Genomic DNA, 13,217 nt, shown 5'->3' on the forward strand with positions numbered 1-13,217 from the left:
GTTCGCGCCCTGCGATCATGCCGCCATTTCGGCGATTTCGCCAAGCGAATCGCGTCCGGCGAGCAGGACCGTCCGCGCCCCGGCGGCGGCGAAATCGTCGGACAGGAAATCGCGCGCCCGCGCATCCTCGGCATAAATCACCGTGAGGTCGGCGTCGCGCGCGATTCGCGTCGCTTCGGGGCCGGCGCCCGAAGCGACGATGGCGAAATCATAGGTCGCCTGGAGCGCGTCGAGCACCAGATCGATGTCGGCTGGTTCGGCCGAGACCGCGCCGCCCGACTGGATGATGTGCAGCCGCGAGGCCCCGTCGCGATAAATCGTCTCGGCGAAGGAGGCTTCCCCCGACAAGAGCTGCGCCAGCCCGAGCTGGGCATCCTCGAAGACGTCGATATCCTGGGCCGCCGCTAGCTCGGCCGCCAGAGCGTGGTCGGAATCGTCGATCTGGACGAGGATGGCGCGGCCCTCGCGGGCCAGGGCGCGCGCCAGCGCCAGAGCGGCGCAGGCGGGCGCCGCGGCGGGATCGCTCACCACCAGAAGCTTGGCTCCGCCGTCGGCGGCGAATGCGGCGACCCGCTGGATGAAGGCGCGCGAAAGGGCGGAGCGTGCGTTGCGCGGCGCGGGCGCCGCCGCCTCGGCCGCGACGACGGCCGCCGTCACGGCCTCCGGCTCAGGCTCGGGCGTGGCGGGCGCGGCAAATACCACTTCCTCCGGTTCGAGCGCGACGGCAGGCGCGGCGTCTTCCGCTTCCTCCGGATCGAGCGGCGCGGCGGGCGCGGCATATTCCGCCGCCACCTGCTTGATGCGCTCGAAAAAGCCGGGGCTTTCTTTGTTTTCTCGGCGCTTTTGCGACAAATCGGTATCCACTTTTTCGCGCGCCGCTCCGGGCTCGTCTTCCAGCTTCTCTTCGCCAAATCCGGCGAGGCCGCGTTTCAGTTCCGCGATCGGGGCGAATTCCGGCGCCTCGACCGGCGCGGGCGCGCCCTCCGCCTGCCGCTGGCGGCGACCGCCGGACAATTCGCCGGCGATGACATAGGCGACGGAGAAGAACAGGCCGGCGAGCGCCGCGAAAATGGTGATCGGAACTTTTTTGGGGAACACCGGCTGGCTCGGCGCCAGCGCCCGGGAAATGATCCGCGCGTCGGGCGGCGCCGAATCGCCGAGGTCGCGGGCGAGCGCCGCCTGATATTTCGAGGACAGGCTGGCGAGCTGATCCTTCAGGATCTTGGAGTCGCGCTGCAGTTCGAACAGTTTGGCGGCGTCGATGTTGGAGGCGCCGACCGCGCCTTTCTGCTCCTGGAGCAAAGCCTCCAGATTGACGACCCGCGCCGAGGCGACATGGGCGTCGTCCTCGAAGCCGCGCGCCGCCTTGTCCACCGCCGCGCGCAATTGCGCGTCGAGGTCGGACAATTGCGCCTGAAGCTCCTTGATGCGCGGATGGCCCGGCAGCAGAGTGCGCGATTCCGCCGCGAGCTGCGCGCGCACCGCGACGCGCTGGTCCGCGATTCTCCGCACCAGATCGTTTTTGGCGATGTCGCCGGCGTCGCCGAGCCGCCCCTTTCTGAGCAGGTCGCGCAGGCTGTGCGCCTTGGCGAGCGCCTCCGATTGCGCGGCGCGCGCCTCCGCGAGCTTGGTCGCGATTTCACCGAGCTGCTGGGTCGGCACGCTGGTGTTTTCGCTGCTCTCGTAAAGCCCGGTCCTGGCGCGGAAGGCTTCGACCCTGGCGTCGGCCTGGGCGACCTTCACCTCGAGTGAAGCGATCAGGGGTTTGAGCGCCTGCGCCGCCTGATGGGCGTCCTCGCGCTTGGCCCGCGACTTCATGTCGATATAGATTTTCGCGACCGTATTGGCGCCGCGCGCGGCGAGTTCGGGATCGTGCGAGGTGAATTCGACCTGAAGCACCCGGGTCTTGGCGGGCGACATCACGGTGAGATGATTGATGAAATTGGTCAGCAGCCGGTCATCGATCGAATCGTCCGTGGGGCGGCGGCCGAAGCCCAGCAGGGCGAGCGGCCGCAGGAGCAGGCCGAGGCCGCTGGCGGCGGGATCGAATTCCGGATTGCCCTGAAGATGAAGCGCCTTGACGGCCCTGCGCGCGAGGTCGCGCGAGGTGAGGAGCTGAATCTGGCTGTTGATCGCTTCGGCGTCGAGCGCCTCGGTCGATTCGACGCGGGCGCCCTCGGGGGCCGCGCTGGTGAAATAGGTTTCCTGATTCTCGACCAGGATGCGCGATTCGGCCATATAGCTCGGCTTCACGACCAGGCAGAACAGGACGGCCGCCGCCGCCGCGCCGATGGTCGCGGTCAGGATGAGGCGTTTCCTGCGCCCGAGCGCCGCCGCGACGCCGCCGAGATCGATCTCGTCCCGGGCGTCATCCATCTCGAAATCGCTTTGCCGCGCGCTCATTCCCGACTCCGTGCAACGCCGGGACTTTAGGGTCGTTATGGTTGAAGCAATGTTAACCGCACCCGCTAATGTTTAATCATCTTCATTTTTCATCCCCGCAACCCGGGCGGGAAATTTCTCCGCCCGGCCATACACTTCGCCTCGCAGCCGCTGCGTTTGGCGCGGCCGCGATGGTTAAAGGCAAAGCTTTGTTAACCATAAGCGGATAGTTTCCGCCCTGGCGCCATGTTGCGGCGCACGCTTGCCGGGTCCCTCTCATGCGCCGTTTCCTGTTGCTCGCCTGTCTGGTCCTTTCGGCCGCCCTCCAGGGCTGCGCCGATCGCCGGATTCCGGCCGAATTCCAGGCCTATGCGGATGCACCCTATTCGCTCGGCCCGGGCGACCGCCTGCGGGTGATCGTGTTCGGCCAGGATTCGCTGAGCAATTCCTACGCGGTGGACAGTTCCGGCAAGATCGCCATGCCGCTCATCGGCTTTGTTCCCGCCACTGGCCGAAGCCCCTCCGAACTCGCGCGCGAGATCGCGGCGCGCCTGCGCGCCGGCTATATCCGCGATCCCCAGGTTTCGGTCGAGGTCGAGGCCTATCGCCCCTTCTTCATCCTCGGCGAGGTCACCACCGCCGGGCAATATCCCTTCGTCAACGGCATGAGCGTCGAGACCGCCGTGGCCATCGCCGGCGGCTACACCGCGCGCGCCCGGAAGGACGACGCGCAGGTCACCCGCACCCGGGGCGACCGCACGGTCACCGTGGACGTGCCGGTGACGACCCCGGTCCGCCCGGGCGACACCATCTATATTCCCGAGCGGTTCTTCTGAACCGTCAAAACGCTCAAGAATACAAGACGGTTAAGAATAAAGGTAAATATCGGAAAATCGGGCGCGGGTTTCGCATTCCGGTTCATTCATTCTTTCTTAAGGTTATGATCCCGCGAAGACCGGCGCGCCGACGCGCCGGCCAAAGCAGCGATCGACATGCGACCTGGCCCCCCGGCGGAAGCCGTCACGCAGAACCGGCGCAATGCCGCCTTTTCGGGCTTCGCGCTGGCGGCGTCGGCGCGGGCCGCCGAATTCGCCGCGGTGCTGCTCCTCGGCCTCGCCCTGCGCCAGGGCCTCGCGCCGGGCGGCGATGTCGCGCCTGTCCTCGTCGTTCCCTTCGTCGCCGTCGCCTTTTCGCTTTTCGCACGCGCTTCCGGCGCCTATTCGCTCGCCATCCTGCGCAAGCCTTTTCAGGGCTGGCTGCGCGCCGCTTTCACCTGGGCCGGCGCCGCGCTCGCCACTCTGGCGCTCGGCGTCATCCTCGGCGCCGAGGGGCTTTCGCGCGAGTGGTTCGGCGTGTGGACGGCGACAGGTCTTCCAGCCCTTTTCTTCATCCGCCTTGGCGCAGCGCTCGCCGCTTTCCTGCTCGCCCGGCGCGGAAAACTCGACCGTTATGTGGTGATCGTCGGCGGCGGCCGGCCCGCCGAAGACCTGCTGCGCGCCTTGTCCGAGCCGCCCCTGCCGGACACCCGCATTCTCGGCCTGTTCGACGATCGCGGCGACGACCGGACTCCCGATGTGGTCGCCGGCTATCCCAAGCTCGGGACCATCGACGATCTGATCGGTTTCGCCCGCAATGTCCGGGTCGATCAGATTCTCTTCGCGCTGCCCGTCCATGCCGAGACGCGCATCCTCGACATCCTGCGCCGCCTCTGGGTGCTGCCGACCGACATTCGCCTCGCGGCCCACGCCAATCGCCTGCGCTTCCGGCCGCGCGCCTATTCCTTCCTCGGCGAGGCGCCCCTGTTCGACCTGCTCGACAAGCCGATGTCCGAGGCGGCGATCGCGACCAAGGCCGCGTTCGACCGCGTCGTCGGCCTCGCCGTCGCGCTGCTGTTCGCGCCGGTCATGCTGGCGGTGGCGGCGGGGGTGAAGCTGACCTCGCCGGGGCCCGTCCTGTTCCGGCAGGAAAGGTTCGGCTTCAACAACGAGCGGATCACGATCTATAAGTTCCGCTCGCTCCATCTCGATCGCTGCGACCTCGAAGCCAGCCGGCTGGTGACCCGCGACGATCCGCGCGTGACGCCGTTCGGCCGCTTCATCCGGCGAACGTCGCTCGACGAATTGCCGCAGCTTTTCAATGTGCTGAAGGGCGATCTCTCGCTGGTCGGCCCGCGCCCCCACGCGCCCGGAGCCAAGGCGGCGGATTGCGAATATGAAAAGGTCGTGGACGGCTATTTCGCCCGCCACCGCGTCAAGCCCGGCGTCACCGGCTGGGCCCAGGTCAAGGGCTGGCGCGGCGAGACCGACACATTCGAGAAAATCCAGCGCCGGGTCGATCACGATCTCGACTATATCGAGAACTGGTCGATCTGGCTCGACCTCGCCATCCTTGCCCTCACACCCTTTGCTTTGGCGCGGAGTCCCAACGCTTATTGAATGCGCCAGCGGCGCTGGGCCTATTCTTTAACATTCGTCGATTATGAAAAAGCCGGTGCGGAATTTCGATGATATGCCTTTGTGTGAGCCAAGCCTGCGCATTCTCCATGTGCTCAGAGCGCCGGTCGGCGGCCTGTTCCGCCATGTGCTCGACCTCGCGCAGGAGCAGGCGGCGCGCGGCCACGCGGTCGGTTTGATCGCGGATTCGCGCACCGGCGGCGAAACCGCCGACCGTCGGCTCGCCCGGATCGCGCCTTTGCTGCGGCTCGGCGTCGTCCGCCTCCCCATGCGCCGCAAGCCGCACGCCAGCGATCTCCCGGCGATCGCCCGCGTCTGCCGCGAGATCGCCCGGCTCAAGCCGGACGTCGTTCACGGCCACGGCTCCAAGGGCGGTCTTTACGCCCGCGCCTCGGGCTTCGTCCCAGGGCTCGGCGATCCCTTGCGCGTCTATACGCCGCATGGCGGCAGTTTCCATCAGCAGCCGGGCCGCGCCCTCTATATGGCGGTCGAGCGGGTCGTCGCCAGCCAGACCGATCTCCTGCTGTTCGAGAGCGAGTTCATCGCCCGTGAATACGCCAAGGGCGTCGGGCCGACGCGGGCGCTGCGGCGCATCGCCAGGAACGGCTTGCTCCCGAACGAATTCGCCCCGGTCGCCGCCGCGCCGGAGGGAGCTGAATTCCTCTATGTCGGCGAACTGTCCGCCTATAAGGGCGTGGATACGTTGATCGAGGCGCTGGCCGCCCTTCATCGCAGCGGCGCGGCCAAGGCGCGGCTCGCCATCGTCGGCTCGGGCTGCGAACTCGCCCGCCTCGCCGCCATCGTCGAACATTACGACCTCAACCGCCACGTCGCCTTTCATGGCGCGCTTCCCGCCCGCGACGCCTTTGCGCTGGGCCGGATCGTGGTGGCGCCGAGCCGCGCGGAATCCCTGCCCTATATCGTCATGGAGGCGATCGCCGCCGACAAGACCGTCATCGCCACCGACGTCGGCGGCGTCGCCGAGATTTTCGGCCCCTTGCGCGACCGCCTCATCCCGCGCGACGACCCGGCGGCCCTGGCGCGGGCCATGGCCGCGGCCTTGCGCCGCGATCCGGCGGACGCCGCCGCCGAACGCGCCGCCCTGTCGCGCCAGGTCGCGACCCATTTCAGCGTCAAGGTCATGGCCGATTCGGCGCTCGCCGCCTATGCACAAGGCCTTTCGCGAAAAGGCCGCGCGCCGGCGGCGCTTTCGGAGGCCGCGATATGAGCGAAATCGGCCTCGCCGCGCCCAGACCGACGCCCTTCCCGGCCCGCCGCTGGACCCTGGATTACCGCAAGCTGGTCAATGGCTTGTTCTGGCTGACCATGGCCAGTGGCTCGGTCGTGTTCTTCGAGCCCGCGCCTTTCGATATCCTGATTCTCATCACCATCGCGCTATGGGGTTTCGGCGGCTTCACCGTCCACCGCGCCATCCTGCCCTTCGTCCTGTTCCTGTCGCTCTGGGTCCTCGGCGGCTTCATCGGCCTCATTCCCTATTGGAACGAACCCGACCCCGTCAGCTTCATGTTCCATACGCTGTTCATCAGCTCGACCGGCCTGTTCTATGCGCTGTTCCTCACCGATCAGACCTCGCGCCGCGCGGAGGTGCTGCTTTCGGCTTACGCCGCCTCCTGCGTCCTCGCGGCGGCGGTCGCGGTGACGACCTGGCTCGCGGCATTCGACGGGAGCGGCGATTGGGTCAAGGACGGGCGCGCCATGGCGCCCTTCAAGGACCCGAACGTGCTCGGCTCCTATATGGTCACCGGCGTGCTCTATCTCGTCCAGCGCCTGCTGCTCGGCCGCACCCGCTACTGGCAGCTCGTTCTGCCGAGCCTCGCCCTGATCCTCGCCGCCTTGTTCCTGTCCTTCTCGCGCGGCTCATGGGGCGCGGCCGTCGTCTCTACGACGATGATCATCGCCTTTCTCGTCATGACCGCCGATTCGCGCCGGATGCGCCTGCGGATCGTGGCCGGGGCGGCTGCCGTCGTTTTCACCGTTTTCCTCGGGATCATGGGCGCGCTGAGCTCGCCCGACATACGCGCCTTCTTCTTCAAGCGCGCCGAAGTCGAGCAAAGCTACGACAGCGGCCCGAACGGGCGCTTCGGCAACCAGGAACGCTCGATCCCGATGCTGCTTGCCCTGCCCAATGGCTTCGGGCCCCTGCGCTTCCGGCTGACTTTCGGGCTGGAGCCGCATAATTCCTATATCAACGCTTTCGCCTCCAACGGCTGGCTCGGCGGCTTCGCCTTCATCAGCATGGTGCTCTCGACCTGTTTCGTCGGCTTCCGGCTTTGCCTCACCCGACATCCCTGGACCAGGCAGGCGCAGGTGCTGTTCTCGGCGACCTTCGTGTTTTTCCTGCAGGGCCTCCAGATCGACATCGACCATTGGCGCATGTTTTACGTGTCGCTCGGCGCCGTCTGGGGCCTCGAAGCGGCGCGACGCCGTTGGCTCGCGCGAGTTCCGCCCCAAGGGGAGCAGGTTGCGGAACCGGCGGGGCAGGCGGCGCGTCCGCCAGGCTCCGCCGCCGGAAGGTCCGAGCCTCACGCCGCCGCGCGGCGGCGCTCCAGCATTTCGCCATAGACCGCGCCCAGCCGCTCGACATGGCGCGCGAGCGTCGGCGGATCGGCCCAGAATTGGTCGTAACAGGCGTTGGACATCGACGTGACCAAAGCGTCGTCCTTGGCCTTGACCAGGGATTGCGCGAGCGAATCCGGATTGGCGCTCTGAAACCACAGGCCGCTGACGCCGTTCTCGACCTCTTCGCGGCCCGCGCAGCCGTCCGAGACGATGATCGGCGTGCCCATGGCCTTGGCCTCCAGCACCGTGAGCGGCTGGCCCTCGAACCACAAAGAGGGGAAGACCAGGGCGCGGGCGTTGCGCATCAAAACCTTGACCTCGTCCGGCGATTTCCAGCCGAGCAGCCGCGCCTCCGGATAAGTCGCCCGCACAGCTTCGAGCGCAGGCCCGTCGCCGGCGAAGACCGGGGTCACGCCCGCCTTGCGCGCGGCTTCCGCAAACAGCAACGGCCCCTTTTCCGTCGATACGCGCCCGACGAACAGAAAATCGCCGCTCGCAGCTTGCGGCTTACGGCCGAGATCGAGGCAATCGATGGGATTGGAGATTGCATGGACCCGCGCGCCATTGGGCAGGCGATGGGCGACCACGCCGGCCTGAAAGCGCGAGATGAGGATGAAATCGTCGAAAGTCCGCGGCAGGCGGGCGACGCGCTCCATCACCGTCTGGCGCAGGCAGCGCCACACTTTCCGCGGATAAGTGCGGGAATCGCAATGGGTCGCCCAGCACGCCGCCGACAGCGGGGTCAGCTCGCAGACATGGTTCTGCTGATAATTGTAGAAGCCGCCATTGGGGCAGAACATGAAATATTCATGCATCGTATAGACCGCCGGCAGGCCCGACTGTTGGATCGGCCGCGCGATCGAAGCCGAAAGCGCCTTGGCCCAGCCGTGGACATGGACGATGGTCTTTTCGCCCTTCAGGCGCGAGAGCAGCCTGCGCATTTCCGTCTCGGCCCGGAAATTCCAGGTTCCCTGCACGGCGGCCGCCGCCTTCGATTCATTGCCGAGCAGGTCGGCCTGGTCGAGGCAGATCACCTCGATCCCGGCCTCGGCGAGACGCGGATCGACCGGCGCGGCGGCGGCGAAGACGATCGGATTATAGCGCGCCTTTTTGAGCCCGAGCGCGCTTTCCAGCGCCACCTTGGCCTGCCCGCCGGTGATCGAGGCGTGATCGATCGCGATGACGATATTGATGCCGGAGCTGTTTGCGCTCATCAATGTTCCCGCCGAGCCTGAGCCGTCCAAGCCGCGACAATGGCTCAAAACTTTTTCGGAAGGCTGAAGAACCATGGGAAAAATCCTTGACGCCCTGAACGCCTGCGCCGGCCTGTTCGGGTTCTGCGGCGTCGCCGCCGCGGCCGCCGCAGCCCATGTGTCGGGCGCCGAAAATCTTCGCTCCGTCGCACTCATCCTGCTGGTCCACGCCGCCGCTCTGCTCGCCATCACCGCCCGCGCCCGGGAGGCCTCGCCGGGCGCGCGGCTGTGGTTCGTCTCGGCGCTGGCGATCGCGCTCGGCGCGGCGCTGTTTTCCGCCGCCGTGACGCTCCTGACCCTGCGCGGCCCCGGTCCCTTCCTGTGGGCGGCGCCGGTCGGCGGGACGACCACCATGCTCGGCTGGCTCGTCGTCTGCGCCGCCGGTCTCGTCGACCTCTTCAGACGCTACCCTTAATTAACGCCGGGCTTTTATCCTGTCCGCAATCGGGCGCGCGGGTCAGGGATGAAAGTCGCAATCGTTCATGAATGGCTGGTGACGCGCGCGGGCTCGGAAAAAGTCGTCGAGGAAATCCTCGCCCTCTATCCGGAAGCCGACCTCTTCACCTTGATCTGCGCCTTGCCGCCCGGTCAGGACGACATGATCCGGGGCCGCAAGGTCACGACCTCCTTTCTGCAGAATCTGTGGGGCGCGCATAAAAGGCATCGCCTGTTCATGCCGCTGATGCCGCTCGCGGTCGAGCAATTCGACCTTTCCGGCTATGATCTGGTTATTTCCTCGTCCCATGCGGTCGCCAAGGGCGTCATCACCGGGCCGAACCAGATCCACATTTCCTATATCCACTCGCCCATGCGCTACGCCTGGGATCTCCAGCACACCTATCTCGCCGAATCCGGCCTGTCGCGCGGCTTCGGCTCGGCTTTGGCCCGCATTCTCCTGCATTACCTGCGCATATGGGACATCCGCACCGCCAACGGGCCGGAGCGCATGGTCGCCAATTCGGCCTATATCGCCCGGCGCATCGCCAAGGTCTATCGGCGCGAGGCGGATGTGGTGTTCCCGCCGGTCGATATCGCCGCCATGCCCTTCTCCGCTCATCGCGAAAATTTCTATCTCGCCGCCTCGCGCATGGCGCCTTACAAGCGCATGGCGCTGATCGTCAGCGCCTTCGCCCGCATGCCGGACAAGAAGCTGGTGGTGATCGGCGACGGCCCGGAACTGCCGCTGGTGCGCCGCATCGCGACCTCCAATATCGAAGTGCTCGGCTATCTCGACGACGCCGGCCTGCGCGACTACATGCGCCGCGCAAAAGCCTTCGTCTTCGCGGCGGAGGAGGATTTCGGCATCATGCCGGTCGAGGCGCAGGCGTGCGGCGCGCCGGTCATCGCCTTCGGGCGCGGCGGCGCTCTGGAGACGATCGTCGGCCCCGAGGGCGTCCGGCCGACAGGCCTGTTCTTCGACTGCCAGAGCGAGGAAGCGATCATCGCCGCGGTGCGGCGGTTCGACGCCGAGGCCGCGCGTTTCGCCCCGGAAAACTGCCGCGCCAACGCCGCGCGCTTCTCGCGCGAGGCCTTCCGCGCCCATTTCAAGGCCATCGTGGACGAGGAGATCGCGCGCGCGGCCGGATCCTTGCGGAAGGCCGCCTGAAGGCATATTTTCACAAAAACGCTGGAAAGACCTTGGACATAGGATGCGGTCGCGATGCTCCGCGGCGCGACCGCTCTCAGCTTTTTGCTGTTTGCCGCAGCGGAGCGGACGGCTATTCTCGGGAAATGAAAATCAACGCCGTATGGGCCAAAATCAACGTCAGATGGATTCTGGCCGCGGTCGTCGTCGTGCTGCTGGCGCTCGCCGCCGCGCCCTGGACCGTGTCGCAGAGCGCGCAGATCGACGCGATCAAAAGGGAAATCCGCGGTTCGTCGGACATACGGCTCGCCTCGCACGGGCGGTCGGTCTTCGCCATGCTGCCGCGCCCGCATATCCGCATCTATGACGTCCAGCTCGACTATCGCGACGGCGCCGCGACCGTCGAAGCCTCCAGCCTGAGGGTCGATCTCGGGCTTTCCGGCCTTTTGACCCGCCGGCTCAGCATCGCGCGGGTGGTGCTCGCCAACGCCGTCATCACCATCGATCCGGCGCGCGCGCGGATCGACGGCCCGATCGTCGCGGCGAAGTCGCACTGGGACTCTCCGCCGGACGAGGTCGAGGCCACCAACGCCAAGGCGTTTCTGAAGCGCACGGACGGCCCGCCCCAGGCCATCGCCGACCAATGCGACGCGCGGCTCGACTTCAGCCGCGCCAGCGCGCCGGTTTCGCTCATTGGCCATTGCGCCGCCCTGCCGGCGCTGAATGACGACGACTCCCCGACCCGCTTCGCGCTCTGGGTCGCCAAGCCCAACAATTTGCGCAAGGGGGGAGAGAGCCCGGTCACGTTGCGCGCCGAGGGCGACGCCTTCCATCTCAATCTCAACGGCGCCTTCACGCTCACGCCCAAGCCCCATTTCCATGGCCGCGTCGCCGGCCTCGCGCCCTCGCTGCGTCAGGTCGCCGACTGGTTCGGACTGACCCTTCCTCTGCCCGGCCGCTATCGCGACGTGTCGGTCCAGGGCGAGGCGACGATCGACCCGGGCGCTCTGTCCTTCTCGCCGCTGTCCGTCACGCTCGACGGCAATTCCCTCGACGGCGCCGCCTCCGTGCGTCTCGACACGCTGCGGCCGCAAATCTCGGCCACGCTCGCCGGCGCCGACGTCAATCTCGACCCGATGTTCGAGGACGTTCCCTCGCCCTCGGCCAATGGGCAATGGAGTCACGAAACTTTCGCGCCCTCGCGCCTCGGCGCCGCCGATCTCGATCTGCGGCTTTCCGCGAGCCACGCCCGCCTTGGGGAGTTCCGGGCCGACGACGCCGCATTGTCGGCGATCCTGAAGAACGGCCGCCTCGACCTGTCGCTCGCCGGCGCCTCGGCCTATTCCGGCCAGATTCATGCGCGCGCGATCGTCGCGGAAGGCGCCGAGGGGCTGGACGTGCGCGGCTCCGCCTCGGTCGAAAAGATCGACGCCTCCGCCTTTCTCTGGGACGTCTTCCGGCGCCAAACCGTCTCCGGAACGGCGCGCGGCGCCGTCAGTTTCGAAACCAATGGCCAATCCTTCTACGATTTTGCCGATCATCTCGACGCGCGCGGCGATTTCAGCATCGAAAACGGCGAGGTTTACGGCCTCGATCTCGACCTCGCCTTCCGCCGCATGGAGCGCCAGCCTTTGACCGCCGGGATCGAATTGCGTTCCGGCCGCACCGCCTTCGACCAGCTCTCCGCCAAATTCGACGTCATCCAGGGCCAGGCCGAAATCGAGGAGGGCGCGGCGCGAGAGGACGGCATTGCGCTCTATTTCTCGGGCCGCGCCCGGATCGCCGATCGCACCGTGGACCTGCATGCGGTGGCGACCCGCGCTCCGCCCGCCGGGTCCGACGCCAAGCCGCTGCAGATCGGCTTCACCCTGTCCGGGGCCTGGGACGACGCCGTGCTCGCGCCCGACGCGCTTGGCCTGATCCAGCGCTCCGACGCCGCGGCGCCGCTCCTGCCCAAGCCGCAACCGCCGCAGAACTAGCGTATATTCCCGAAAAGCGGCTCCGATTTTTGGACAGGAACCGAAGGTCCGCGTTAGCGGATATGCGCAAAACAAAAAGTAAGAACCCATGTTCATCCGGCAGTTCGAATATCTCGACGCCCTCGCCCGCGAAAAGCACTTCCGGCGCGCCGCCGAGGCCTGCCATGTTTCGCAGCCCACCCTGTCATCCGCGCTTGCGCAGTTGGAGGACGAACTCGGCGTGCTGCTCATCGAGCGTGATTCGCGCTTTCAGGGCCTGACGCCGGAAGGCGACATCGTTCTCGCCCGCGCGCGGCGGGTGCTGGTCGAAATCGAGATGATGCGCGCCGAAATCGCCGAGGCGCGCGACGGGATTTCCGGCAAGCTGCGCCTTGGCGTCATTCCCACCGCCCTGCCGCTCGCCGTTCACGTCACCGCACCATTCTGCGCCGCCTGCCCCGCCGTGACGCTGGAGATTCTGTCGCTGACCTCGGCGGAAATTCTGGCGCGGCTGCATAATTTCGAACTCGACGCCGGCATGACCTACCTCGACAACGAACCCCTGTCCGGGGTTATCGCCAAGCCGATCTATGCCGAAACCTATTGCCTGCTGACCCGCGCCGACGGGCCGCTCGCCGACCGCGAGAACATCGCCTGGGCGGAGGCCGCCGAACTGAACCTCTGCCTGCTCAGCGGCGACATGCAGAACCGCCGCATCATCGACGGCATTTTCCGTGCGGTCGGCAAGGCGCCCAAGCCGACCGTCGAGACCAATTCGATCTTCAATCTCTGCACCCACGCCACCATTCCCGGGGTGAACAGCATCGCGTCGGTCCAGGTGCTGGAGTTTTTCGGTTTGCCCCTCGGCGTCAAGGCGCTGCCGCTGGTCGAGCCGGAGGCGCGGCGGATCATCGGCCTTGTCGCAGCCGACCGCGACCCGGCGCCGCCGCTCGCCCGGCGCCTGATGCAAAGCGCCGCCGCGCTGTGAAGGCCCCGTAGATTTCCC

The 13,217-nt window shown here is 67.0% G+C and carries 10 protein-coding genes; 8 read left to right on the forward strand and 2 right to left on the reverse strand.

The features are described 5' to 3' along the window. Positions 1–15: 15 nt before the first annotated feature. The gene (locus K2U94_RS16380) at positions 16–2,403 is read right to left on the reverse strand and encodes an exopolysaccharide transport family protein (RefSeq protein WP_243068227.1); all 2,388 of its coding nucleotides are present in this window, start codon (positions 2,401–2,403) and stop codon (positions 16–18) included. A 257-nt stretch (positions 2,404–2,660) separates the two neighbouring features. On the opposite strand from K2U94_RS16380, the gene K2U94_RS16385 reads away from it, so the two are divergent. The 4 genes from K2U94_RS16385 to K2U94_RS16400 all read left to right on the forward strand — a co-directional run bounded on the left by K2U94_RS16385 (position 2,661) and on the right by K2U94_RS16400 (position 7,418). Then, positions 2,661–3,218 carry a polysaccharide biosynthesis/export family protein gene (locus K2U94_RS16385; protein WP_243068228.1) on the forward strand — a complete coding sequence of 186 codons (558 nt, stop codon included), beginning with the start codon at positions 2,661–2,663 and terminating at the stop codon, positions 3,216–3,218. 156 nt (positions 3,219–3,374) lie between these two features. Beyond that, positions 3,375–4,817 carry an undecaprenyl-phosphate glucose phosphotransferase gene (locus K2U94_RS16390; RefSeq protein ID WP_243068229.1) on the forward strand — a complete coding sequence of 481 codons (1,443 nt, stop codon included), beginning with the start codon at positions 3,375–3,377 and terminating at the stop codon, positions 4,815–4,817. Positions 4,818–4,872: 55 nt separating this feature from the next. Further along, positions 4,873–6,063: a glycosyltransferase gene (locus tag K2U94_RS16395; protein WP_243068230.1), complete on the forward strand. Its 1,191-nt coding sequence runs from the start codon at positions 4,873–4,875 to the stop codon at positions 6,061–6,063. Then, a complete protein-coding gene (locus tag K2U94_RS16400; RefSeq protein ID WP_243068231.1) occupies positions 6,060–7,418 on the forward strand; it encodes an O-antigen ligase family protein in 1,359 nt (452 codons plus the stop codon). Before K2U94_RS16395 ends, K2U94_RS16400 begins: the two co-directional genes overlap by 4 nt. On the opposite strand, the gene K2U94_RS16405 is transcribed toward K2U94_RS16400, so the two are convergent. Next, on the reverse strand, positions 7,379–8,629 hold the full coding sequence (locus K2U94_RS16405; protein WP_243068232.1) for a glycosyltransferase family 4 protein: 1,251 nt from the start codon (positions 8,627–8,629) through the stop codon (positions 7,379–7,381). The genes K2U94_RS16400 and K2U94_RS16405 overlap by 40 nt on opposite strands. A gap of 73 nt (positions 8,630–8,702) precedes the next feature. Here K2U94_RS16405 and K2U94_RS16410 point away from each other — a divergent pair, with 73 nt between their 5' ends. The 4 genes from K2U94_RS16410 to K2U94_RS16425 all read left to right on the forward strand — a co-directional run bounded on the left by K2U94_RS16410 (position 8,703) and on the right by K2U94_RS16425 (position 13,199). Beyond that, a complete protein-coding gene (locus K2U94_RS16410) occupies positions 8,703–9,083 on the forward strand; it encodes a DUF423 domain-containing protein (RefSeq protein ID WP_243068233.1) in 381 nt (126 codons plus the stop codon). 48 nt (positions 9,084–9,131) lie between these two features. Continuing rightward, positions 9,132–10,274, forward strand: a complete 1,143-nt coding sequence (locus tag K2U94_RS16415) for a glycosyltransferase family 4 protein (protein WP_243068234.1) — start codon at positions 9,132–9,134, stop codon at positions 10,272–10,274. Positions 10,275–10,399: 125 nt separating this feature from the next. After that, the gene (locus tag K2U94_RS16420) at positions 10,400–12,232 is read left to right on the forward strand and encodes an AsmA family protein (protein WP_243068235.1); all 1,833 of its coding nucleotides are present in this window, start codon (positions 10,400–10,402) and stop codon (positions 12,230–12,232) included. An 88-nt stretch (positions 12,233–12,320) separates the two neighbouring features. Next, entirely contained in the window at positions 12,321–13,199 is an 879-nt protein-coding gene (locus K2U94_RS16425) for a LysR family transcriptional regulator (RefSeq protein ID WP_243068236.1), read from the forward strand. Positions 13,200–13,217 lie beyond the last annotated feature (18 nt).

The organism is Candidatus Rhodoblastus alkanivorans, from assembly GCF_022760755.1.
In the GTDB taxonomy this organism is placed as follows: domain Bacteria; phylum Pseudomonadota; class Alphaproteobacteria; order Rhizobiales; family Beijerinckiaceae; genus Rhodoblastus; species Rhodoblastus alkanivorans.

Bases quoted from the DNA above. Each gene is read 5' to 3' on its own strand.
- K2U94_RS16425 (WP_243068236.1), top strand. From the start codon at position 12,321: ATGTTCATCCGGCAGTTCGAATATCTCGACGCCCTCGCCCGCGAAAAG.
- K2U94_RS16420 (WP_243068235.1), top strand. From the start codon at position 10,400: ATGAAAATCAACGCCGTATGGGCCAAAATCAACGTCAGATGGATTCTG.
- K2U94_RS16385 (WP_243068228.1), top strand. From the start codon at position 2,661: ATGCGCCGTTTCCTGTTGCTCGCCTGTCTGGTCCTTTCGGCCGCCCTC.
- K2U94_RS16415 (WP_243068234.1), top strand. From the start codon at position 9,132: ATGAAAGTCGCAATCGTTCATGAATGGCTGGTGACGCGCGCGGGCTCG.
- K2U94_RS16405 (WP_243068232.1), bottom strand. From the start codon at position 8,629: ATGAGCGCAAACAGCTCCGGCATCAATATCGTCATCGCGATCGATCAC.
- K2U94_RS16410 (WP_243068233.1), top strand. From the start codon at position 8,703: ATGGGAAAAATCCTTGACGCCCTGAACGCCTGCGCCGGCCTGTTCGGG.
- K2U94_RS16390 (WP_243068229.1), top strand. From the start codon at position 3,375: ATGCGACCTGGCCCCCCGGCGGAAGCCGTCACGCAGAACCGGCGCAAT.
- K2U94_RS16400 (WP_243068231.1), top strand. From the start codon at position 6,060: ATGAGCGAAATCGGCCTCGCCGCGCCCAGACCGACGCCCTTCCCGGCC.
- K2U94_RS16380 (WP_243068227.1), bottom strand. From the start codon at position 2,403: ATGAGCGCGCGGCAAAGCGATTTCGAGATGGATGACGCCCGGGACGAG.